The following is a 23117-nucleotide window of genomic DNA, read 5'->3' as shown; positions in this document are numbered from 1 at the left end:
ACGTGCCGTTCAAGGGCTTTACACCCCCGACTCTCAAGGCAAATCGGGCCCAAGGGCCCGGCGCGGCCCCGCGTCAGCCGGGGGCCGCTGGCTGCCGACGGGGCCGGCATCCTCTGCCGGCCCCGACATGTCTCAGTTCACGGTCACCCAGCGCAGGATGAAGAAATTGTCGGGCCGCTGGGTCAGCTCGATATTGGCCCGCGTGCCCCAGACTAGCGGCTGCACATAAAGCGGCACGTAAGCCTGCTCGTCGGCCATGATCTGCGCCACCTCGTCAAGCATCGCCTGACGCTCGGCCGGATCGATCTCGGACTGGATCATCGGCAGCAGCGTGTCGATGCGCGCGTTGGAAAAGCCGCCGAAGTTCCAGCTTCCCAGCTTCTTCTCCTCGTTCGGGGTGGCGACAAGAAAGCGGATCGGGTGTTCGGCGTCGAAGGTGCCGGGCGACCAGCCCAGCAGATACATGTCGAAATTGTCGGCCCTGAGCTCGGGCCAGTAGTTGTTGACTGGCATTGCCTCCAGAGTCGCATCGATGCCGACCTGCGCCAGCATCCCGGTCACCGCCTGACAGACCGCCTCGTCGTTGAGATAGCGGTTGTTGGGGCATTTCAGGCCAAAAGAGAACCCGTCGGCATACCCCGCTTCGGCCAGCAGCGCGCGGGCCTTCTCAGGGTCATAGGCCGGGGCCGCGCCAAGCGCCTCGGAATAGCCGCTCATGGCCGCGCTGACCAGTTGGTTCACCGGTTCGGCATTGCCGCGCATGATGGTCTGAAGGATCGCCGGCACATTGATCGCATGCGCCACGGCCTGGCGTACGCGGACATCGGCAAAGGGGTTTTCGCCGTCGATGTCGGACGAGAACTTCAGCGCCTCCGCCTCATGCGGAAAGCCCAGCATGATGACTCGCGCCTCGATACCCTGCACCACCTTCACGTCGGGGTTCGAGGCCAACCGCGCCACATCCTGGATCGGCACAGGGTTGATGAAATCCACGTCGCCCGAGAGCAGCGCCGCCAGCGCCGTCGCCGGATTCTGGATCGGCGTCAGCTCGGCGCGGGTGATGTTGTGCTCGGCCTCGCCCCACCAGCCCTCGAAGGGTTCGAGCACGGTGCGCAGCCCGGGCTCGCGTGTGGTGACCTTGAAAGCACCGGTGCCATTTGCGTTGAGCGTGGCGTGATTGCCGGCCTCCTTGTCGGGACGGGTGGCATTGTTGGCCTCGGCCCAGCCGCTGTCCATGATCATCCAGTTGGCGATCGACGAGGGAAACAGCGGGTTGGGTGCGGTGGTCATGAAATCGACGGTATAGGCGTCGATCACCTTGACCTCCGACACCGGCGCGAACCAGCTCGCGGTGTCCGACTCCGGGCTCGAGGCACGCTGGTAGGAAAACAGCACATCCTCGGCGTCAAAGCTGCTGCCGTCGTGGAAGGTCACGCCCTCGCGCAGGGTAAAGCGCCAGCCCTCGCCTTCGCCGATCGGCTCCCATCCCGTGGCGAGCGCCGGCTCCACCGACATGTTCTTGCCCCGGCGCACCAGCCCTTCGTAGGTATTGTTGAGAAAGCCCAGCACCGGCGTCGAATTGACCGCATGGGGGTCCATCGTCTGGGGATCGGTGGTCACCGCCCATTTGAATTCTTCGGCCGCCGCGGGCGCGGCAAGGGCCACCCCGAGCGCGGCTGTGGCCGCGCATATCATTCGTGACATTGGATAATCTCCCCTGTTGGATTTGGCTCAGCCTAGCACATGCGGGCACAGGGTCCATTCACAAGCCTCTGTGCGGGGATGCGCAGACCGAGCATCTCACCCTGAGCCCGATCTACGGAATTCCGCATCTGGATTGGATGCGCGCAATGAGAGACATTGACGACCACTCGGGGTATGGGTCGCTTTATGGAGAATCAATTCAACGCAGCATTGTTCCAACCGCTCGAATTGCCTTGCGGGACTGTCTTGAAGAACCGGGTTGCCAAGTCGGCCATGTCGGATTCGCTGGGCAATGGTCGCGGCGATCCCACGGATGCACAAATCCGGCTCTACGAGCGCTGGGCAGAAGGCGGATTGGCCGTGTCGATTGTGGGCGAGGTGCAGGGCAATCCCTGTTTCGCCGAAAAGCCCGGAAATCTTGTTCTGAGAGCGGATTCCGATCTGCGCCGTTTCCGAACGCTCGCCCACCGGGGATCCGCCAATGGCGCGCAGCTGTGGCTACAGCTTGGCCATGCCGGCGCAATGGCACATCCTCCGATCAGTGATCCAAAAGGTCCGAGCGCGCTCGATATTCCCGGCCTGATCTGTTCGGCCCTGACCCGGGACGAGCTGCGCGCCCTGCCGTCCGAGTTTGCCCGGACAGCGCGCCTCGCCATGGATCTTGGTTTCGGCGGCGTTCAGATCCACGCAGCCCACGGATTCCTGTTGAGCCAGTTTCTCTCGCCTCTGTTCAACAAACGGGACGACGAGTATGGCGGGTCCATAACGAACCGGATGCGGCTGTTGCTTGACGTCGTTGATGAGGTGCGCGGCGCAGTCGGCCCCGGCATTCCAATCGCCATCAAGCTGAACGCCACCGACCAGTTGGAAGGGGGCCTTGACAGGCAAGACGCCCTTGCAGTGATTGCCGCGTTGGACGGGACCGCGATCGATCTGATCGACATCAGCGGCGGAACCTACTTTCCCGGTGCACGATCCGCCTCAGACAGTGCTGGAACGGGGCCCTATTTCCTGGATTTTGCCGAACATGCCCGGCCCCTGACCCGCAAGCCGCTGATGGTGACCGGTGGGTTCAAGACCCTTCAGCACGCGGCGGATGCCCTTGCCCGCGGAAACGTTGACATGGTCGGCCTCGCGCGGGCACTCGTCCTCGACCCCGCGCTTCCGAATGGCTGGCGGTCGGGCACGGGGAATGACCCCAAGTTCCCGAAGTTCGCCAATCCGCCCGAAGGCGGGGTCACGGCATGGTACACGATGCGTTTGACAGCGCTGGGCGAAGACCGTGCCCCATCAGACTCGACGGAACTTGAGGCGTCGATCAGAGAATACGAGGAGCGGGACAGCGACCGCATTTCCATATGGAACGCCCGTTTTCGCCCATAAAACGAGCCTCGACCCCAGGTCCGGCCAAGCAAAGGACCGGTCATCCAGCTTGCTCAATGAAAGCCCGCCCCGGCGCATATTGCGAGGGCATTCGTGATGTTTGAGGTCTATCGTGTGGCTCCTCTTCCCACCGCGACCGACTCCCGAAAAAAAGGGCGGCCCTCGCAGGACCGCCCCCCTTCATTTCCTGAGCAACCACCTCAGTTCATGGTGAAATATTTCACCTTCGGCTGATCTTCCGGGTCGACTTCGATGCCGACGTTTTCGGCCATGCCCCAGTTCAGCACCTGGTGGTGGATCGGGATGTAGAGCTGTTCATCCTGCACCACCCGCCAGATATCGGCGATGTCCTGGTTGCGGGCTTCGAGATCGGTGTTCGAGGCCAGCGACTCGATCTTGGCATCCAGCTCGTCATTGTCGAAACCGGTGCCGTTCCAGGTGCCGATGTCGGATTCGCGGCCGTGCACAAGGAAGTTGAAGATATACTCGGAATCGTAGGTCGGCACGCCCCAGCCCAGCATGTAGAAATCGGTCTTGCTGTCGGTGATCAGCGGGAAGTGCTGCGCCTTGGGCTTGGCGTCGAGGTTCACGGTCACACCGATCTGGCCCAGCATGCCGACGGCCGCCTGACAGATCGCTTCATCGTTGATGTAGCGGTCGTTCGGGCAGTCGAGACGGATCGAGAAACCGTCGCCGTAGCCGGCCTCTTCCATCAGCGCCTTGGCGCCTTCGATGTCGGTGGCGCTTTCGGCGTCCATCGCCTCGGTCCAGCCGTTGACAAAGGGCGGCGCGATCATGCCGGCCGGGATCGACTGGCCACGCATCACCACCTGCTGGATCGCATCGCGGTTGATCGCCATCGACATCGCCTTGCGCACGCGCACGTCGGCGAGCGGGTTCTTGCCCTCGACATTGTCGGCCTCGATGTCATCGGCGCCCTGGTTCATGCCGAAAAAGATCACCCGGTTCTGCGGCGCCTTCTTGACGGTCAGACCGTCGGCATTATTGACCCGCTCGAGATCCTGCACCGGCATGTCCTGAAGGAAATCGACCTCGCCCGAGAGCATGGCGGCCACCCGGGTGGCCGCGTTCTGGATCGGGGTATAGACGATCTCGGTCACTTCCATCGGGAACTGGTCGCGGCCCCAATACTCCTCGTTGATCTCCATCACCGTCTTGACGTCGGGCTCGCGGCTGACCAGCTTGTAGGGCCCGGTGCCGTTGGCGTTGGTGGTGGCATAGGTGATCTCGCCGCCTTCGAAATCCTGCACGTTGACGGTGTCGTTTGCCTCGGCCCAGCCCTTGTCAAGGACGAACAGGTTGGTGAGGTTCGACGGCAGGATCGGGTTCGGGCCGTCGGTGACCATCTCGATGGTGTAATCGTCGACCGCGCGGACCTCGGTGATCGAGCCGATAAGCTCTTTCATGTCCGAGTTCGGTTGTTTGGCGCGCTCGAAGCTGAACACCACGTCCTCGGCGGTGAAATCGGCGCCATCGTGGAATTTCACGCCTTGGCGCAGGTTGAAGACCCAGACGTTCGGGTCGTCTTCCTTCGGCGCCCAGTCGGTGGCCAGCGCGGCCTCGAATTCGCCGGTCACGTCGCGGATGATCAGCGGCTCGTACATCTGGTGGCGGATGGTGTGGGTCGGGCCCTCGTTCTGGGCATGCGGATCAAGCGTCAGCGCGTCACCGGCGCGCGCCCAGCGAAGGGTTTCGGCACTCAGCGACGCTGTGGTAGCCAACAGCGCACCGATCACTGACAAAGCGAATGTCGTCTTCATTGGTTTTCCCTGTCTTTTGTGTGATTGTCGTTTTCGACATGGCGCCAGTCTTTGACACCTTTGGCAAAATGACAAGGCCCGACTTGGCATTACGTCGCGGGGGCAGTTTGGCGGCTAAGCCATGCCGGCCGCTCGATAATTTCTTGCAGCGCTAACGCCGCACCGCAGTATCCGTATCCGCGCGCCGGGCCCGGCGCAGTGCCCCGGGCGGGGTGCCGAACCACCGGCGGCAGGCCCGCGAGAGCGCCGATTGTTCCGGAAAACCAAGCATGCCAGCCAGTTGATCCAGCGTCACATCTGTCTCGGTCAGATGTTTCAGCGCCAGATCGCGGCGCGCGCTGTCCTTGATCTCCTGAAAGCTGGTGCCTTCGGCCCGCAACTGCCGGTGCAATGTCCGCGGTTCGATTGCCAGCATATGCGCGATATCGGCGCGGTTGGCCTGCGGCGTGCCGATCAGCGGCCGCAGCGCGGCGCGCACCCGGTCGCTGAGCCGCTGCGCCGGGACCGGAAAATTGCGCTCCAGGTGATCCTCCATCAGGCGCTGAAACCGCGGATGGCTGTTGGGGTCCGGCACATGCCAATCGCGCGCATCCATGTGCAGCGCCGCAGATGTCTGGTTTTCATGCACCGGCACGGCGAAGAACCTGCGATGCGGCTCGCCGGCGGTGCCTAGCCCATGCGGCAGCGATACAGCCCGCACCTTGTGGGCCCAGGGATCGCGCATCCGGCCGACCTGAAACCCCATGCCGAGGATCAACTCGATGATCTGCCGCTGCCGGTTCGGGGCGATGCCGTCGATCTCGAGCACCATGGCCACTGTATCGGGCACCAGCCGTCCCGGCACCTCGGCCCGCATCCGAAGCGCGGTGCCCTGAAGAAAGATGAAGCGCGAGATGATCTTGGAGGCCTCCGCCGGGGTAGCGGCGGTCTGGATGGCGAGGCCCAGAATGCCCAGCACCGCCAGATCCTGATGCCGCGCGATGCGCAGCCCGAGGTCGGGGCATTGCGCCGCCAGGCTCGAGGCCTCGAGCAATCCGCAGACCGCCTCCATCGGCAACAGCGCATCGTCATCCGCCAGGTCCTCGGGGCTCAGCCCGTGGTCTGCCAGCAAGGGGCGCGCCGGAACCCCGCAATCGCGCATCACCTCCTGATAACCTTTGAGCGCGGCGGCGCGGATCACATGGGTCATGTCCTCAAATGACAAATTTTTGTCCTCTAATGTCAAGACATCATCTGGCAACGCCCATAGGTAAGCGACCCGTGCCGATGTTGCAGCGCAGCAAAACGGCATCTCCGAATATCAGATCAAGGAATTGGCACAGGTGAAACGTCAACTGGTCCGCATGCTCGCATTGGTTCTCTCAGCCGCAGCAGTCCTGCCGCAGGCCGCGATGGCCGAGGCGCCGATCGTCAAACTCGAAACGGCGAAGAGCACGGCCGGCGGGCTGAGCCGCGTGTTCTTTGGCCATGTGGTGGCGCGCGAAACCGTCGACCTGGCTTTCCAGGTCTCTGGCCAGATCGTCGAGTTTCCGGTCGAGGAAGGCGCCATCGTGCCCCGCACCGGGCTTGTCGCCAGGCTCGATCAGGAGCCTTTCGAGCTCTCGCTCGAAGAGGCGCGTGCGCGCAGTGAACAGGCGGTGCGCACGGTTGACCGCTATCGCCAGCTTCAGGGCAGCGCGGTCAGCCAGACCGCGGTGCAGGACGCCGAAACCGATGTCGAACTGACCCGCGTTGCCCTGCGCAATGCCGAACGCGCGCTTGACAAGGCAACGCTCTTTGCGCCTTTCGATGCGCTGGTGGCGTCGCGGCTGGTGCCGAATTACTCCACCATCAACGCCGGAACGCCGGTGGTGCGCCTGCACGACATGTCCGAGCTTCGGATCGAGATCGACGTGCCCGAGGTGCTTTTCCATCAGGCCGGCCAGAAACCCGATCTGGAGATTCTCGCGCAGTTCCCGGCCAGCCCCAGGACCTATCCGGTGGAGCTGCGGGAATTCAACGCCGAGACGGCATCGGTCGGCCAGACCTATTCGATCACTCTGGGAATGTTTCCGCCCAAGGATCTGACCGTCCTGCCCGGCTCCTCGGCCAAGGTGACGGCCACGCTGGACACCGGCGACAGCCGCATCGAAGTGCCGGCTTCGGCGATTGTCACCGGCAATGATGGCGCGACCTACCTGATGATCTTCACGCCCACCGGCGGGCGCGAGGGCACGGTGACCCGCACCCCGGTCGAGATCAGGCCGACCGAAAGAGGCAAGGTCGAGGTGATCGCGGGCCTCGAAGCCGGACAGGAATACGTCGTTGTCGGCGCCTCGACCCTCACCGACGGCGAAGACGTGCGCCGCTTTACCGGCTTCGGCAACTGAAGGCCCCGACGATGGACATTGCGCGCTTTTCGATCAACCGCCCGATCTACACCTGGATCGTGATCCTGACCTGCCTTCTGGGCGGCATCTGGGGCTTTTCCTCGCTGGGCCGGCTGGAAGACCCGGCCTTTACCATCAAGATGGCCGTCGTGGTCACGCAATACCCCGGCGCCACCGCCCAGGAAGTGGCGACCGAGGTCTCCGAACCGATCGAATCCGCGATCCAGAAGATGGGCGAGGTCAAGCGCATCGAGACCATGAACCAGCCCGGCCTGTCCTGGATCACGGTCGAGATGCAGGACACCTATGACGGCACCGAGCTGCCGGCGATCTGGACCAAGCTGCGCAACCGCGTGGGCGAGGCCGCCCTGCCCTCCGGCTCCACCGAGCCGTTCATCAACGACAGTTTCGGCGATGTCTACGGGCTTTATTACGCCGTCACCGCGCCCGGTTTCTCGGACAGCGAAGTCAACGACCTGGCCGACTTCCTGCGCCGCGAGGTGTTGTCGGTCGATGGCGTGGCCGATGCGGTGATCTCGGGCCAGCCGAACGAACGCATCTATGTCGAGCCGGACCTCGCCCTGACCAATTCGCTCGGCATCTCGCCGGGCATCATGCAGGCCGCGATCGCCACCGCCGACGAGATCGTCGACGGTGGCTCGATCCAGAATGAAAACGGCCGGACGCTGGTGCAGCGGCCGGCGGGGTCCGACACAGTGTCGGCGATTGCCGCGCTCTCGGTGGGGGTCGGCGGACAGGTGGTGAACCTGGCCGATTTCGCCGATGTCTACCGTGGCCGCGAGGCCAATCCAGACCTGATCCTGCGCCACAATGGCGTCGAGGCCTTCAGCCTCGGCGTTGCCGGCCTGTCGACCGAGAACATCGTCGAGGTCGGCAAGGCGGTCGATGCCAAGATCGAAACGCTGAAGACGGCAATCCCGGTCGGTGTCACGATCGCGCCGATCTATCAGCAACATGTGGTGGTCGAAGAGGCGTCGAACGCCTTTCTCGTCAACCTCGCCATGTCGGTCAGCATCGTGATCGTGGTGCTCGCCGTCTTCATGGGCTGGCGCGCTGCGGTGGTGGTGGGGGCGACCCTGCTGCTCACGGTGGTGGGCACGCTCTTTTTCATGGCGCTGGGCTCGATCGAGATGGAGCGCATCTCGCTCGGCGCGCTGATCATCGCCATGGGCATGCTGGTGGACAATGCCATCGTGGTCGCCGAGGGTATGCAGATCAACATGAGGCGCGGCCAGACCTCGCGCGAAGCCGCGACGGAGGCGGCCAGCAAGACGCAGATCCCGCTGCTTGGCGCCACCATCATCGGCATTATGGCTTTTGCCGGCATCGGTCTCAGCCCGGATGCCACCGGTGAATTCCTGTTCTCGCTCTTTGCGGTGATCGCGATTTCGCTGTTGTTGTCCTGGGTGCTGGCCATCACCGCCACGCCGCTGCTGGGCCATTACTTCTTCCGCCAGGGCACCACGGGGGACGCCGACGGCTATGACGGCTTTCTGTTCCGTGGCTATGCCGGCCTGCTGAGGATCAGCCTGCGCCTGCGCTGGCTGGTGATCGTGGCGCTGATCGGGGTGACCGTTATCTGTTATGGCCTCTTCGGCCAGATCAAGCAGCAGTTCTTCCCCGACAGCAACACGCCGCTCTATTTCGTCAACTACAAGCTGCCGCAGGGTGCGTCGATCCACCAGACCTCGGAGGATCTGACGGTGCTCGAAGACTGGCTGGCCGGGCGCGACGAGGTGGTGGCCTTTACCGCCTATGCCGGCATGGGCGCCTCGCGGTTCATGCTGACCTACGAAAGCGAAGACCCGAACCCGAGCTATGGCCATTTGATCGTGCGCACCTCGTCGCTTGCGGTGATCGAGGACGAGATGAACGCGCTCGAGGAATTCGCGCTCGAGGCGGTGCCGCAGGGCGAGTTCCGCGTCAAGCGGCTGGCCTTTGGCCCCGGCGGCGGTGCCCCGATCGAGGTCCGCTTCTCGGGCAGCAACCCCGAGGTGCTGCGCGATCTCGCCGACGAGGCGATGGCGCGGATGGCGGCGGCCTCCGACAACGTGGTCTCGCTGCGCAACGACTGGCGCGAAAAGGAACTGGTGCTGCGGCCGATCTATGCCGAGGACCGCGCCCAGGAGGCCGGCATCTCGCGCACGCAGATCACCGAAACCCTGCAATTTGCCACCGAAGGCACCACCGCCGGGGTGTTCCGCGAAGGCGACAGGCAGATCCCCATCGTGCTGCGCGCCGCACCCGATGCCGATCTTTCCCTGGTCGATCACGTGATCTACTCCGACAGCGGCGGCGGCTTGGTGCCGATGGCGCAGATGATCGACGGCTTCCGCTTCGAGCCGCAGGACACGCTGGTGCATCGCCGCGACCGGGCCAATGTGATCACCGTCGGCGCCGACATTCCGCGCGGCATGACCGCCACCGAGGTGCTGGCCGAGGTACGCGGCACCATCGAAGAGATGACGATCCCCGAAGGCTACACCATGGCCTGGGGCGGCGAATACGAAAGCTCGACCGATGCCCAGGCCTCGCTCGGCGGGCAATTGCCGCTCAGCCTGATCGTGATGGTGCTGATTTCGGTGCTGCTCTTCAATGCTCTGCGCCAGCCGGTCATCATCTGGCTGCTGGTGCCGATGTCGGTCAACGGTGTCAGCCTGGCCCTGCTGGGGGCCGGCCTGCCCTTTACCTTCACCGCGTTGCTGGGCCTCTTGTCGCTCTCGGGGATGCTGATCAAGAACGGCATCGTGCTGGTCGAAGAGATCGACCTGACCCGCGAGGCCAACCCCGACATGCCGCTGGAAGAGGCCATCGTCAGTGCCTCGACCTCGCGTCTGCGGCCGGTGTTCCTGGCGGCGGCGACTACGATCCTCGGCATGTTGCCGCTGCTGTCGGACGCCTTCTTTCAGTCGATGGCGGCGACGATCATGGGCGGTCTGGCCTTTGCCTCGGTGCTGACCCTGATCGCGGCCCCGGTGCTTTACTACCTGTTCTTCAAACGCACGGCGCGCCGGGCCCAGGCCGCCCTGCCCGCCACCGCCTGACGACAAAGAAAGGGCCGCGCGGCAATCAGCCACGCGGCCCTTTCATATGGGGTCAGGGCGCGCTCAGCGGCCGCTGAGGTAGTCCGCCGCGACATAGCCGGTGACACCGGGCGCATCCGCCAGGGCCACCCGGCACCAGAGCTGGCCCAGCTCGGTCACACAATCCTTTTGCCGCAGCTGCGTGCCATCGGGCAGCCCCAGGATCACCCGAAACCCCAGGCCCGGTCCGGCCCGCAGCTTCAGAAACTCGCCCTCATCGGCCCGATCCACCGTGGTCGGCGTGCCCGTGACGCTGCCACATGCGGCGAGCAGAAGGAGCGAGAGGAAAACGGAATGAGTGGTACGGCGCATGGTCTGCCCCCGGCTGTTTCTGGAGCCGCCTGTGTCGCAGAGCAAAGGGTCCGAGTGAAGAAAAATCTGGCCCTGTCCCCGGGTCTTTTGCGGGGGGCTGGGGATATGGGGGGTGGCGGACAGTGAGGGATTCGAACCCTCGAGACGGTCTCCCGCCTACACACTTTCCAGGCGTGCGCCTTCGACCACTCGGCCAACTGTCCGTGCGCGGGTGTTTAGCCCCGACCTTCACCGGGTTTCAAGGGCAAATCGAAGTCATTCGCACAATTGATGTATTCCGGTGTCAACAGGTCGATTCTCAGCTGTCGAGGATCACGTTCAGCCGCCGGTTCTGGCGGCCCTTCTTCTCGATCTTGCCCAGCCGGATGGCGCCGATCTCGCCGGTGCGCGCCACATGGGTGCCGCCGCAGGGCTGAAGATCGACCTGGTCGCCGCCCTTGCCGATCCGCACCAGACGCACCCGGCCCTGGCCGCGCGGCGGCTTGACCGACATGGTCTTGACCAGCTCGGGCGTCGCCTCGAGCACGGCATCGGTGACCCAGGTCTCCGACACCGGCAGATCGCGCTCGATCAGCAGTTGCAGCGCCTCTTCGATGATGTCGCGGTCTGCCGGGGCCTCGGGCATGTCGAAATCGAGCCGGCCCTTCTCGCTGGTGATCGCCCCGCCGGTCACCGGCAGCGGCACCACGACCGACAGCAGGTGCAGCGCGGTATGCACCCGCATGTGGCGGTGGCGGCGCTCCCAGTCGAGGTATTGCATCACATGGGTGCCGGTGCCCGGCAGCGGCATCGGTTCCGCCGGGACAAGCACCACCGCCCCGCCCTCGCCCTTGACGGTGGTGGCGATGGGCATCTCGATCCCGTCCCAGACCAGCAGGCCGCTGTCGCCGGGCTGGCCGCCGCCGGTGGGATAGAACACCGATCGGTCAAGCACGATGCCTCCTTCGGGCGTGTGGCCGGTCACCCTGGCCGGGGCCTCGCGGAGATAGGGGTCTTCGCGAAACAGCAGCGCTGTCATCGCTCGCCCCCGGCGTCTCCGGTCACATCGCCGGTGCCGTCGCCCGGCGAAGGCTCGCGCTGGGGCGCGGCGCCGGTGTCCTCACGGGCCGGGGCGTCCTCTTCTGATGCCTTCGGCGCCTCCTGCGGGCGCAGCGCCTCGGGGTTGCGCAGCCAAATGTCGCGCTGAGCATAGGGGATCTCGATGCCTTCCTTGGCAAAGACCTCGACGATCTGATGGCGCATCTCGGTACGCACGCCCATGCCTTCGCCAATGTCGCGCAGCACGGCCCGGATCCGGAAATCGAGCGAATCCGCCCCGAAGCCCATGAAATCCACTGCCGGCTCGGGGTTCATCAGCACCTGATCGTGGTGCCGGGCGACCTTGAGCAGCAGGTCCTGCACCTTGCGGGTGTCCGACCCGTAAGCCACGCCGACATCGATGATGATCCGGCCGATCGAATTGCCGCGGGTATAATTGGCCACCCGGCCCGAGACGAAATCGGCGTTGGGGATGATCACGTCGTAGCGGTCGAAGGTTTCGAGCTTGGTCGAGCGCACCGAGATCCGCTTGACCGTGCCGTGGATGCCGCCGACCTCGATCCAGTCGCCTTCGGCGATGGGCCGTTCGATCAGCAGGATGATCCCCGAGACAAAGTTCGACACGATATTCTGAAGCCCGAAACCGATCCCGACCGAGAGCGCACCGGCGACGATGGCAAGCGACGACAGGTCGAGCCCGGCCGAGGTGATCGCCACCAGCGCGGCAATGAAGATACCGACGTAGCCGATGCCCGAGACGATGGCGTTCTGCCCGCCGGTGTCGATCTTGGTCTTGGGCAGGATCGAGTTCTTGAGCGCGCCCTGAAGCAGCCGGGTCGCCATGTAGCCGGCGACAAAGACCAGCAGTAGCACCAGGAAATCCATCGGTGAAATGCGGCTGTCGCCAATCGCAAAGCCTTCGCCGATCTGGGTCCAGAGCTCGGTCAGGTCGGCCACCCGCGCGCCCCAGAGCAGCGCCAGGAAAGGCAGCGCCGCGAGCGCGAGGGTAAACCCGATCAGCACCGTGATCAGGCTGTCGGCCTCTTCCTCGGACTGGCGCATCACGTAGCGGTAAAGATCGTTGGTAAAGCGTTGCAGCACCACGATCAGCCCGAGCAGGCCCAGCGTCGCGATGGTCGGAAAGATCAGCCGCGAGGCGGCGGTGCCATAGCCGGTGGCCGCCAGCACCGGGCCGACGATCGACACCAGGATGACGATCCGGCCGAGAAAGCTGACCACCCGGGCGCGCACCAGGCGTTCGGTGTTGGCACTGTCGAACTTGATATGGGTGATCATCAGCTGCCCGAGGCGGAACAGGATCAGCGCCGTCACCACCAGCAGCGGGAATTCGAGCACCGAGACCGTGGCCTCGTCATAGCTCTCGATCTGGGCAAATTCATGGATCGCGTCGCGCAGCACCAACAGGATCGCAAGGGTGCTGGCATAGGTCCGCGCCTCGCGCCGCTGGCTCCGTGCCATCGGCAACATGCGGTCGCCGTCGTGCTGTGAAAACAGCCGGTCGACCAGCCAACGCAGCCCGAGGATCACCAAGCCCCAGGCCGGAAGATTGTCGAGCAGCAGGGTGGTCAGCGCGCCCGGCGTGCCGGTGGCAAAGATCGCCTCGGTCAGCGCATAAAGGCCGATCAGCGGAAGCGCGATCTGGCCGACCGAGACAAGGAAGCTGAAAACCGCGCCGCCGCGGGCCGAATTCTTTCGCATCCAGTTGCCGCCGTCGCGCGCCCAGGCCCGGCCGCGCAGCACGAGCACGCCCCCCACGACCAGCAGCAGCAGCACCATCGGCAGGTTGCGGCGCAGTTCAGCCTGGCCGATGTCGGAGCTCCAGGACTTGTCGATCTCGCTGCCGATGGCGGTCCAGGTCTGGCCCAGGTCGCCCAGGGCAATCGCCCAGTTCTCCGGCATCAGCGGGATCGGCCCGAGCTCGAACAGCGCGTCGGTCTGGCGGGCGCGGATCAGCGCGTCGATTTCCCGGATGATGCCGTCGGCGCGGTTATAGGCCTCTTCCGCGGCGCGGATCGGGGCGCGCAGCTCGGCAAGCTGTTCGTTCAGCTCGACCCGGCGATTTGCCACCTCTTCGGGCTCGGTCTCGCCCTCGGCCGGGGCCTCGCCCAGGGCATCGAGCTGCGACTGGATGGTGCGGATCCGCGATTGGTTGGTGTCCTGCGCCGTCAGAAAGCGCGCACGCCAATCCGCCAGCTCGCGGCGCAGCGTCTCGAAGGCGCTGTCAGAGGCGCGGCCGGCGGCCAGTGCGCTCTCGGCGCGCCGCGCCAGCTCGTTCCAGGCCTCGAAATCGATCGGCTCGTCAGCGGCGGCCAGCGACATTCCGACTTGAAGATCCGGCTCGATGTCTCCGACCGAGATATCTTGCGCATGCAACGCACGCGTGGAGAGAACAAGGCTCGCGAACAGGGCCAGCAACAGCGCCGGCAGAAAGGCAGGCATACGCATCAGCTGTCCTCGAACACGCCGGGGATCGAGGCCGGTGCGCGGGTCAGCCAATCGGGTGTCGGCAGGCCCTTGTCGCGCAGGAACTCGGGGTTGAACAGCTTGGACTGATAGCGCGTGCCATAGTCGCAGAGGACGGTGACAATGGTGTGCCCCGGCCCCATTTCCCTGGCCAGCCGGATCGCGCCCGCGACGTTGATGCCGGACGACCCGCCAAGGCAGAGCCCTTCGTTCTTGAGCAGGTCAAAGACGATGGGCAGCGCCTCGCTGTCCGGGATGTTGTAGCTGAAATCCGGGGTGAAGCCTTCGAGGTTGGCGGTGATCCGCCCCTGGCCGATGCCCTCGGTGATCGAGCTACCTTCGGCCTTGTGCTCGCCGTGATTGTAGAAATGGTTCAGCGTCGCGCCATCGGGATCGGCCAGTGCCATCTTGACGCCCTTGGGTTGCAGCGCCATGCCGACACCGGCCAGCGTGCCGCCCGAGCCCACCGCCGCGACAAAGCCGTCGACCTTGCCACCGGTCTGCTCCCAGATCTCGGGGCCGGTGGTTTCGACATGCGCCTGACGGTTGGCGACATTGTCGAACTGGTTGGCCCAGATCACGCCCTTGTCCGAGCTCTCGTTCATCTTCTCGGCCAGGCGACCGGAATAGCGCACGTAGTTGTTGGGGTTGCGATAGGGCGCCGCCGGCACCTGCACCAGCTCGGCACCGGCCAGACGGATCATGTCCTTCTTTTCCTGGCTTTGGGTCTCGGGGATGACGATCACCGTCTTGAAGCCCATCGAGGCCCCCACCAGCGCCAGACCGATACCGGTGTTGCCCGCCGTCCCCTCGACGATCGTGCCGCCGGGTTTGAGCAGACCTTTCTCCACCGCGTCCTTGATGATGTAGAGCGCGGCGCGGTCCTTGACCGACTGGCCGGGGTTCATGAACTCGGCCTTGCCCAGGATGGTACAGCCGGTTTCTTCGCTGGCCTGCTTCAGCTTGATCAACGGGGTTTTGCCAACGGCGTCGGCCAGATCGGATGCAATACGCATAATGTCCGCTCTCCTCTAAGGATTTGTCGTTGTGTATGCGCCGTGCGGCGTGAACTCAAGGGCGCGCAACAAGCCCGCCCCGGCGCAATTCCTCACGATGCCGTGCAAGCCAGAGCAGCATCATCGCCAGAGGCCCGGCATTGGCCTCGCCGCTTTCAACCAGCGTCATGGCCCGATCAAAGGAAATCACATGGCTGCGGATGTCTTCGTTTTCATGCGCCAGCCCGGCCAGCCTGCCCTCCTCGGCCGAAAGATCGCAGAGCCCGAGATAGCAATGAAAGAACTCGGTCGAATAACCCGGCGAGGGATAAACCCGCGTCATCAGCCGCAGGTCGCCCAGCTCCAGCCCCGCCTCCTCCATCGCTTCTCGCCGGGCGCAATCGGCCGGGCGTTCGCCGGCGTCGACCAGCCCGGCGATGGGTTCCAGCATCCAGGGCACCGGATCACGCCGCCAGACCGGGCCAAAGCGGAATTGCTCGACCAGCATCACCTGATCCTGCACCGGGTCATAAGGCAGCACCAGCGCCGCATCATAGGCCTGAAACGCCTCGCGCCCGATGGTGGCGCTGCGGGCGCCGTCGAACCGGCGGAAAGAGATATCAAAGGCGCGCAGACGGAAAAAGCCGTCATAGCCCGGCCGCGTCGTTTCGATCCGGTAATCGTCCGGCGCCGGCGCCCGGCGCAGCGTCGTCGGCGCCGCCTCCTGCGCCAGGCATTGCGCCCAGCCGCGCGCCCGGATCCAGGGAAACAGCCGGTCGATGTCCTGCGGCGTGGTCACGCCGAACCGCTCCATCACCTCATCCGCCGCCGCCAGCGTCAACGGGCCGAAGCGCGCCACCCAATCGGCCAGCCGCCAAGGCGCGCCCGCCGGCCAGCGCGCGCCCTCGGGCAGATAGACCAGCGCCTGGCAGGCGCCCTCCGGCGTCGTCACCTCGAGCGGTTCGAGCGCATAGCCGAACCCGCCTTCATAGTGATCGAGCCGCGCCAGCGCCTCTTCATCCAGATCGCGCAACAGCAGGCCTTCGGCGCGTCCGCCGGCTTCGGCCCGGATGGTCGGAAAACATTCGCCCGCCGCCCAAAAGACCGCCCAGCCCGGCAGCACCGCCGGGCTCAGCGCGATCTCGGCCGCGGGCCGGCCCAGCACCCGCTCCAACAGCGGCACATGGCACAGAGTGCCGTAGAAAAACAGATCGGCCATCGGCTCAGTTCCAGCGCAGCGAGGCAAGGTAGGTCAGCAGCCCGGCCAGCACCCCGCCCACCGCCAGGGTCAGGATCACGTCGAGCGTGAAGACCTGCGCGCCGAAATCCACGCCGATCTGAAACACCGCCGCAATCGCCTCGATCGGCCCGTCATAGCGGTGCCGCATGGCCAGCCGCGTCATTTCATTGGCCGATTGCGCGAACAGTGCCACGAAGGTGAGGATCGCCGCACCGGTCAGGCCAAAGCTGATCGCATCGGCCAGCCGCGTCGTCGACAAGGGCCCGGTATAGAACCAGCCGGTGAGAAAGCCGATTGCCATGTTGAGCGGCAGGAATATCCCGAAATCCGTCGCCTCGGGCATCACGTCCATGACCATCTTGGACACGACATAGGCCAGAACCGAGAGCACAATCGCGGCAACGAGCTTGGGGATGGTAGGCATCAGGCGGCGGGCCTCCGAACGGTGATCTGCGTTACGTCGCAGTTACCGCTGTGAAAGGTCGCCGCGCAAGAGGTGAGATAGAAGTTCCACATCCGCCGGAACCTCTGGTCAAAGCCCAGCCGGGCCACCTCGTCCCAGCGGGCATTGAAGGTTTCGTGCCAGCGGCGCAGGGTCTGGCTGTAGCTCTCGCCGAATTCGACCGAGCGCAGCACCCCCAGACCCGCCTGCTCGATCTCGTCCAGCAGCGCCTTGCGCGAAGGCAGCATGCCGCCGGGAAAGATGTATTTCTGGATGAAATCGACCCCGCGTCGATAGACCTCCCAGCGCTTGTCCTGCACGGTGATGATCTGAAGCGTCGCCGATTTTCCGGGCCGCAGCCGTTCGCGCACTGTGTCGAAATAGACCGGCCAGTATTTCTCGCCCACCGCCTCGAACATCTCGATGCTGGCGATGCCGTCGTATTGCCCGCGCTCGTCGCGATAATCCTGCAACTTGAACTCCACCTGCCCGGCCAGCCCCGCCCGCGCGATCCGGTCCCGGGCATAGTTGAACTGCTCCTTGCTGATCGTCAGCCCGGTCACCCGCAGCCCGCGCTCGCGCGCGGCATATTCGGCAAACCCGCCCCAGCCACAGCCGATCTCGAGCACATGATCGCCGGGCTGCACCTCCATCTGATCGACCATCGAGGCATATTTGGCGATCTGCGCGTTTTCCAGGCTTTCCTGACCGGTTTCGAACAGCGCCGAGGAATAGGTCATCGTGTCATCGAGCCAGAGGCCGTAGAATTCATTCCCCAGATCGTAGTGATACGAGATATTCCTGCGCGCCTGCCGCCGCGAATTGCTGTTGAGCCAGAACCGCAGCCGTTCATAGGCGCGCACCAGCGACATGCCGGGAAAGCCGTCATACAGATCGTCATTGTCGGCATGCACCAGATCGAGAAAGGCCATCAGGTCGGGCGTGTCCCACCAGCCATCGAGGTAGGCATCGCAAAACCCCAGATCGCCCTCGCGGATCAGCCGGGCAAAGACATCGGTGTTGTGAATGGCCAGCTCGGCCACCGGCCCGGCGGCCCGGCCCTCGGCACGAAACCGCCGCCCGTCGGGCAGCACGAAATCGAGCCGGCCATGGTTCATCTCGCTGGTGGCCGCGAAGACCTGGCTGAAATACCGCGGCAGGTTGGCCTGCCCATGCGTCGACGTGAGATACATTGCCCACTTCTTCCCTGTTATATGAATAGTTTAGGCGCGATTTTCATCATCTGGCAAGTCGCGGATCAGAAGCCTCTGTTCTCATAGGCGGTCAGCGCCCTTTGCCGGCCTTCGTCGAGCCTGACGACCGGCTCGGGATAGGGATCGTCGGGCGACATGTTCCAGCGCCGGGGGATCGACTCGAAATAGGCCAGCGCGGTCTCCGGCGGATCGTCCTGCCCCTCGGCGATCCAACGGGTCACATAGGCGCGCCGGGGATCGAATTTCTCGCGCTGGGTGACCGGGTTGAAGACCCGGAAATAGGGCGCGGCATCCGGCCCCGACCCCGCCACCCATTGCCAGCCCATGGCATTCGACGCCGGATCCCAATCGGTCAGGCAATCCTCGAACCAGCGCAGCCCCACCTTCCAATGGGTCATCAGGTGCTTGGTCAGGTAGGAGGCGACGATCATCCGCACGCGGTTGTGCATCCGCCCGGTGACATACATCTCGCGCAGCCCGGCATCGACCAGCGGAATGCCGGTGCGCGCCTGTTTCCACGCCTTGATCTCGGCGGCGCGTTCGTCGTCCCGCCAGGGAAAGCCGTCCCATTCCTCGCGCCAGTTGTCCGTCAGAATGCGCGGCATGTTGACCATCAGGTGATAGGCAAACTCGCGCCAGCCCAGTTCGCGCAGAAAGGCCTCGGCGCCCGGCTTGCCCTCGTGACGTGCTCTCTGGCCCGCGTGCCAGCACTGGCGCGGGCTGATCTCGCCATAGGTCAGATATTCCGACAGGCCCGAGGTGGCATCGTCCGCCGGAAAATCGCGCCGGTCCTTGTAGCCGGCGACATCCTCGTCGATGAACCGCGCCAGCCGCGCCTGCGCCGCTGCCTCGCCGGGATCGGTGTAACGGCGCACAACCTCCGCCCCGCACCGCATTGCTTGGCCCAGGTTCCAGTCATTCAGGTTTTCGCTTGTAGTCCATTGACTTGGTGTCGGAATCTTATCCGGCGCTTTAAGATTGGCGCCCACATCGCGGCCTTTGACCGCCTTCCAATAGGGTGAAAACACCTTGTATGGCCCGCCGCTCTTGGTCTCGACCGAGCGCGGATCGGAGATGACATGCCCTTCATGCATTTCAAATTCAATGCCTTGCGCGTCGAACTTATCCTTTAACTTGAAGTCACGACGCTCGATCTCCGGGTGATAGCTCCGGGAACAGAGGATGCGGGTCGCCCCGGTGTCCTGCACCAGGTCGGTCAGAACCTCTGACGATTTTCCCGAACGTAGGATCAGTCTGCTGCCCTTGTCCTCTAACGTGCTGGCCAGCGCCTCGAGGGACAGGCCCAGCCGCCATTTCGGAGCGGCGCCAAGCCTGTCGACGCTGGCGTCTCGGATAAAGATTGGCACCACCGGGCCCCGCTTGCAGGCCGCCGTCAAAGCCGGGTGATCAGAGAGCCGCAGATCGCGGCGGAACCAGAGAAGTGTTGTCACGAATGCCCCCTTTTTCACTGATACGCAGCCCGGCAACCCCCGGATCACACGAGATGTTCTGAGCTGACGCAAAGGTATGGCGAAATCCTTTCCTGCCAAGCCGCGCAGGTCTAGTCTGGCCGCACCGAAGTTTTCGAAAGGTGCCTGTGTGACCTGCGCCCTGATCCTGCCCGCCGCCGGCCGCTCCAGCCGGATGCGCGGCGCCGACAAGCTGCTTGAGGACGTGGGCGGCATGCCCTGCCTGCGCGCCATGGCCCTGCGTGGGCTCAGCGCCGGTCTGTCGGTGATCGTTACCCTGCCCGGCGCCGATCATCCGCGCGCCCAGGCCTTGGCGGAAACCCCGGTGCGGCGCGTTCTGGTGCCAGACGCCGCCGAAGGCATGGCCGCCTCGCTGCGCGCCGCCGTGGCGACCCTGCCCGAGGGCACTGACGCCGCGCTCGTCCTGCCGCCCGACATGCCCGATATCACCAGCGCCGATCTGCGCGCGCTGGTCCGCGCGGCCGAGGCCGACCCGGAGGCGCTGATATTTCAGGCCACGACCCGGGACGGCGCGCCAGGCCATCCGATCCTGTTTCGCAACGCCTTGTTCGACGCGTTTCACCAGCTCACCGGCGACACCGGCGCGCGGAGCATCCTTCAGGCGCACAAGGCGGCGCGCCGGCTTGTCGCCCTGCCGGGCGACCGCGCCCGGCTCGATCTCGACACGCCCGAGGCCTGGGCGACCTGGCGTCAGCGCAAGACGGCCTAACCGGCAAACAGCACCCGCGCCTGATGCGCCTTGAGCGTGGCGCGGGCGGCAGGATAGACCTGATGCAGGTTGTCGCGCGCAGCCAGCTCCGGGAACAGCGCCAACAGCTCGGCCCGCTGATCGCCGTCAAGCGCGGCCAGGGTCATGTCGCCGGGCTGAAAGCTCTCGGTCCAGATTCCATCGCTCAGCACCACTTCGTGCTGGTCGAAAAGGATGTGGACATAGGTCACCGCCGCTTCGGCCCCGGCCACCTCGACCCCGTCGAGACAGATCAGATGGGTGGCGGCGACAAGCACCTCTTCCTCGCCAAACCACATCTGCGTCGCGACATTGCCCACCAACACCCGGTGTTGCGGCGAAACCTTCATGTCGCGGTCGGGCGTCTCGGGGCCAAGCGCGCCACGGCGGATGTGGATCGGCCGCAATGCCGGCGCCCCGGCCAGCTGACTGGCGTCGAGCCGGCGCGCCCCGACCCAGCGGATCATCTGATAGCCATTGTCGCGGGTCAGCACCCGGTCGCCCACGCGCAGCGCCTCGACAGGCACTTCTCCCCTTAAGGTCTTGATCAAGGTTCCCGGCGTAAAGCACGGTATATAATCAACATTCTCGATTTCCGAGAAGGTCAGGGAACCGCCGTCAAGCCAGGTGACCGTGCCGCTTTCCAGATCGGTCTCGTCATAGGTGATGACGGCCGGGCCGGTGATCACCAGCGTGTCGTTGTCCTCCCCGCCAGACCCGCCGTCAACCACGTCGCCGCGGCCGCCGTGGATGATATCGGCACCGTCGCCACCAAGAATGGAATCCGCGCCCTCGCCACCATCGATCAGATCGTTGTCAGCGCCGCCGTCGATGGTGTCGGCCGCCTCGCCACCGCTGATCGTGTCATCGCCGGCGTAGCCATGGATCGTGTCGGCGGTGCCGTCGCTGCCATCGGTCTGGTCGCCTTCGGCATCGACGTAATCCACCCCCATGGCATCGCCGGCCGACGTGCCGTCAACGATCCGGTTCGACGGAATGCCGATGGCCACCAAGAAATCGAGATCGGCGGCGGTGTCCGGCGCGATGCCCACCAGCGTGATGCTTTCACCGCCCGGAAAGGTCAGAACGGCATTGCCGGTGCCATCGTCGCTCACCCCCACGTCGCGGGCAGTGACCGGGGTCACACCGCCATCCGTGGTAAGCCCGCTGACATCCAGCGTGTCATTGGCGCTGAGTGTACCGTCGGCCCCCACACTCGGCGCGGCAAAGCCCTCGACGATGTCCGCGCCACCGAAATCGGCCAGGGTCAGCGTGTCATTGCCGCCGCCCAGAATGATGTTTTCGATATCGGTAAAGGTGGCGGTCGCGGTGCCGTCGGAAAAACTGCCGTTCTCGGGGTTCACGTCGCTCAGATCGATGCTCAGCCCGGTGGTGGTGCCGCTCAGGTCGAGCGTGTCGCCCGACGTCTCGGCCAAGGCGTCGCCATCGATCGTGTCATTGCCGAAATTGTCCTCGATGACAAAGGTGTCGTCGTTGTAGCCGCCCCAGATCGAATCGTCGCCGGCCCCGCCATAAAGGACATCCTCGCCAAAGGAGCCGCGCAGGAAATCATTGCCGTCACCGCCGAAAAGCGTGTCATTGCCGGTGTTGCCATAAACGGTGTCGTCGCCGGTACCGCCAAATTGCAGATCGTCGCCAGAGCCGCCGTCAAGCGTGTCGGACCCGGCGCCGCCGCGCAGCGTATCGTCGTTCTCATCGCCAAAAAGCGAGTCGTTGCCGCCGCCGCCGTCCAGGCTGTCGTGGCCGGTGCCGGCATACAGCGTATCGCCGCCTTCGCCGCCGTCCAGCGTATCGGCGCCCTGCCCGCCATGCAGAAGATCGTCACCGGCGCCGCCGGAGAGGCTGTCATTGCCAAGGCCGCCCTCCACCGTATCATTGCCGAGCCCGGCAACCACCACGTCATCGCCGGCGCCGGCATCGACGGAATCGGCATTGCTGCCGTCGCTGTGATCCAGCGCATCGATCCGGTCGCCCTCGGGGTCGGCCAGATAGCCGGCATCGATGGTGTCATTGCCGGCGGTGCCCTCGACAACGAAGTTTCGCGCAACATCCAGAGACAGATTGTCGAGCGCGATGCCGGTCAGCGTCTGGGCGCCGGGATCATTGTCGGTCGCGATGGTGAAATCCGAGGCGCTCTCGGTCGGGGTGAAGGTAAAGCTCACTTCCTGCCAATAGGGCGCCGTCACCCCGGTGCTGTCGATTGGTATGCTGAACGTCTGGCTGCCGATGGTCACGTTCAGATTGGTCGCGCCCGGCTGGTTGACCGAGCCGTCGGAGTCGTTGACGTAATAGTCGAAGGTAAAGGTGTAGGTCTTGCCCGCTTCAACCGGCGCGGCCAACGTAGTGGTCAGCCCCTCGTTGTAGCTCTCGTTGGAATACATCGTGATGTAGCCAGTGCCGTCCGCCGCATCGAGATCGGCGGGCATCCAGCTTCCGGCCCATTCAAAACCGCCATCGGTCTGAAGATCGGGCGAGCCTTCGGTGCGGGTCCAGCCTGCCGGGGCCTGATTGCTGCCCGAGGCGGTATTGGTCTCGAAGACACCGTTCGAAATGAGATTTGCCATCGATCAGCCCCCCAAGATCCGGGTGCGGTCTGACGGGCTGGCCTTGGCCCGGCCTTCGGTGATCCGTGGGCGAATTCTTCCCCGGCGGCGCAATTCTTGCATCTGTAACTGGTTACCCCCTTCACTTGCCTCCGGCGCACACCGAAGACCACACGGGATGCGCCGGCGTGCAGGCCCAGATGTGACCGGACTTTGGGTCAGCGATGTGGTGGCTTGCGGGAAAGATCATGGAGCGTTGGCCCGGCGAGG

16 protein-coding genes and 1 tRNA gene are annotated in these 23117 nt (G+C 64.7%); 4 read left to right on the top strand and 13 right to left on the bottom strand.

The genetic code is table 11. From position 1 onward, the window contains the following. Nucleotides 1-132: 132 nt before the first annotated feature. Complete coding sequence (locus AC0J5K_RS08520) at nucleotides 133-1704, bottom strand: ABC transporter substrate-binding protein (RefSeq protein ID WP_274565467.1); 1572 nt, start codon at nucleotides 1702-1704, stop codon at nucleotides 133-135. A 186-nt stretch (nucleotides 1705-1890) separates the two neighbouring features. On the opposite strand from AC0J5K_RS08520, the gene AC0J5K_RS08515 reads away from it, so the two are divergent. Then, a complete protein-coding gene (locus AC0J5K_RS08515) occupies nucleotides 1891-3087 on the top strand; it encodes an NADH:flavin oxidoreductase/NADH oxidase family protein (RefSeq protein WP_074835803.1) in 1197 nt (398 codons plus the stop codon). A 200-nt stretch (nucleotides 3088-3287) separates the two neighbouring features. On the opposite strand, the gene AC0J5K_RS08510 is transcribed toward AC0J5K_RS08515, so the two are convergent. Continuing rightward, nucleotides 3288-4868 (bottom strand): ABC transporter substrate-binding protein, encoded by a 1581-nt coding sequence (locus AC0J5K_RS08510; RefSeq protein WP_074835672.1) that lies wholly within the window; start codon nucleotides 4866-4868, stop codon nucleotides 3288-3290. 151 nt (nucleotides 4869-5019) lie between these two features. Then, nucleotides 5020-6072: an AraC family transcriptional regulator gene (locus AC0J5K_RS08505; protein WP_274565468.1), complete on the bottom strand. Its 1053-nt coding sequence runs from the start codon at nucleotides 6070-6072 to the stop codon at nucleotides 5020-5022. Between the two features lie 118 nt (nucleotides 6073-6190). Here AC0J5K_RS08505 and AC0J5K_RS08500 point away from each other — a divergent pair, with 118 nt between their 5' ends. Together AC0J5K_RS08500 and AC0J5K_RS08495 are read left to right on the top strand one after the other, a co-directional pair. Continuing rightward, a complete protein-coding gene (locus AC0J5K_RS08500) occupies nucleotides 6191-7237 on the top strand; it encodes an efflux RND transporter periplasmic adaptor subunit (protein ID WP_274565469.1) in 1047 nt (348 codons plus the stop codon). Between the two features lie 11 nt (nucleotides 7238-7248). Then, nucleotides 7249-10302: an efflux RND transporter permease subunit gene (locus tag AC0J5K_RS08495; RefSeq protein WP_274565470.1), complete on the top strand. Its 3054-nt coding sequence runs from the start codon at nucleotides 7249-7251 to the stop codon at nucleotides 10300-10302. Between the two features lie 63 nt (nucleotides 10303-10365). Here the strand turns inward: AC0J5K_RS08495 and AC0J5K_RS08490 are convergent, their stop codons facing one another. The 9 genes from AC0J5K_RS08490 to AC0J5K_RS08450 form a co-directional block, all read right to left on the bottom strand. Continuing rightward, on the bottom strand, nucleotides 10366-10653 hold the full coding sequence (locus AC0J5K_RS08490) for an SH3 domain-containing protein (RefSeq protein WP_274565471.1): 288 nt from the start codon (nucleotides 10651-10653) through the stop codon (nucleotides 10366-10368). Between the two features lie 113 nt (nucleotides 10654-10766). Beyond that, a tRNA-Ser gene (locus AC0J5K_RS08485) sits at nucleotides 10767-10856 on the bottom strand. Between the two features lie 95 nt (nucleotides 10857-10951). Beyond that, nucleotides 10952-11671: an alanyl-tRNA editing protein gene (locus AC0J5K_RS08480; protein ID WP_074835678.1), complete on the bottom strand. Its 720-nt coding sequence runs from the start codon at nucleotides 11669-11671 to the stop codon at nucleotides 10952-10954. Continuing rightward, nucleotides 11668-14157 (bottom strand): DUF3772 domain-containing protein, encoded by a 2490-nt coding sequence (locus tag AC0J5K_RS08475; protein WP_274565472.1) that lies wholly within the window; start codon nucleotides 14155-14157, stop codon nucleotides 11668-11670. The genes AC0J5K_RS08480 and AC0J5K_RS08475 overlap by 4 nt, the downstream gene beginning before the upstream one ends. Then, complete coding sequence (locus AC0J5K_RS08470) at nucleotides 14157-15191, bottom strand: cysteine synthase A (protein WP_074835680.1); 1035 nt, start codon at nucleotides 15189-15191, stop codon at nucleotides 14157-14159. Before AC0J5K_RS08470 ends, AC0J5K_RS08475 begins: the two co-directional genes overlap by 1 nt. 55 nt (nucleotides 15192-15246) lie before the next feature. Further along, nucleotides 15247-16389, bottom strand: a complete 1143-nt coding sequence (locus tag AC0J5K_RS08465; RefSeq protein ID WP_274565473.1) for an NUDIX domain-containing protein — start codon at nucleotides 16387-16389, stop codon at nucleotides 15247-15249. A 4-nt stretch (nucleotides 16390-16393) separates the two neighbouring features. Continuing rightward, a complete protein-coding gene (locus AC0J5K_RS08460; protein ID WP_048531839.1) occupies nucleotides 16394-16834 on the bottom strand; it encodes a TrgA family protein in 441 nt (146 codons plus the stop codon). Further along, complete coding sequence (locus AC0J5K_RS08455; protein ID WP_048531842.1) at nucleotides 16834-18045, bottom strand: SAM-dependent methyltransferase; 1212 nt, start codon at nucleotides 18043-18045, stop codon at nucleotides 16834-16836. Before AC0J5K_RS08455 ends, AC0J5K_RS08460 begins: the two co-directional genes overlap by 1 nt. Nucleotides 18046-18110: 65 nt before the next feature. After that, nucleotides 18111-19517: a cryptochrome/photolyase family protein gene (locus AC0J5K_RS08450; protein WP_274565474.1), complete on the bottom strand. Its 1407-nt coding sequence runs from the start codon at nucleotides 19515-19517 to the stop codon at nucleotides 18111-18113. 148 nt (nucleotides 19518-19665) lie between these two features. Here AC0J5K_RS08450 and AC0J5K_RS08445 point away from each other — a divergent pair, with 148 nt between their 5' ends. After that, nucleotides 19666-20265: a nucleotidyltransferase family protein gene (locus AC0J5K_RS08445; RefSeq protein WP_274565475.1), complete on the top strand. Its 600-nt coding sequence runs from the start codon at nucleotides 19666-19668 to the stop codon at nucleotides 20263-20265. Here AC0J5K_RS08445 and AC0J5K_RS08440 read toward each other — a convergent pair. Then, on the bottom strand, nucleotides 20262-22868 hold the full coding sequence (locus tag AC0J5K_RS08440) for a Hint domain-containing protein (RefSeq protein ID WP_274565476.1): 2607 nt from the start codon (nucleotides 22866-22868) through the stop codon (nucleotides 20262-20264). The two genes, AC0J5K_RS08445 and AC0J5K_RS08440, sit on opposite strands and share 4 nt — an antisense overlap. Nucleotides 22869-23117 lie beyond the last annotated feature (249 nt).

It is taken from the genome of Marinovum sp. E3, from assembly GCF_055755275.1.
The sequence above is the reverse complement of the archived record's forward strand: the minus strand, read 5'-3'. Positions and strand labels throughout refer to the sequence as shown.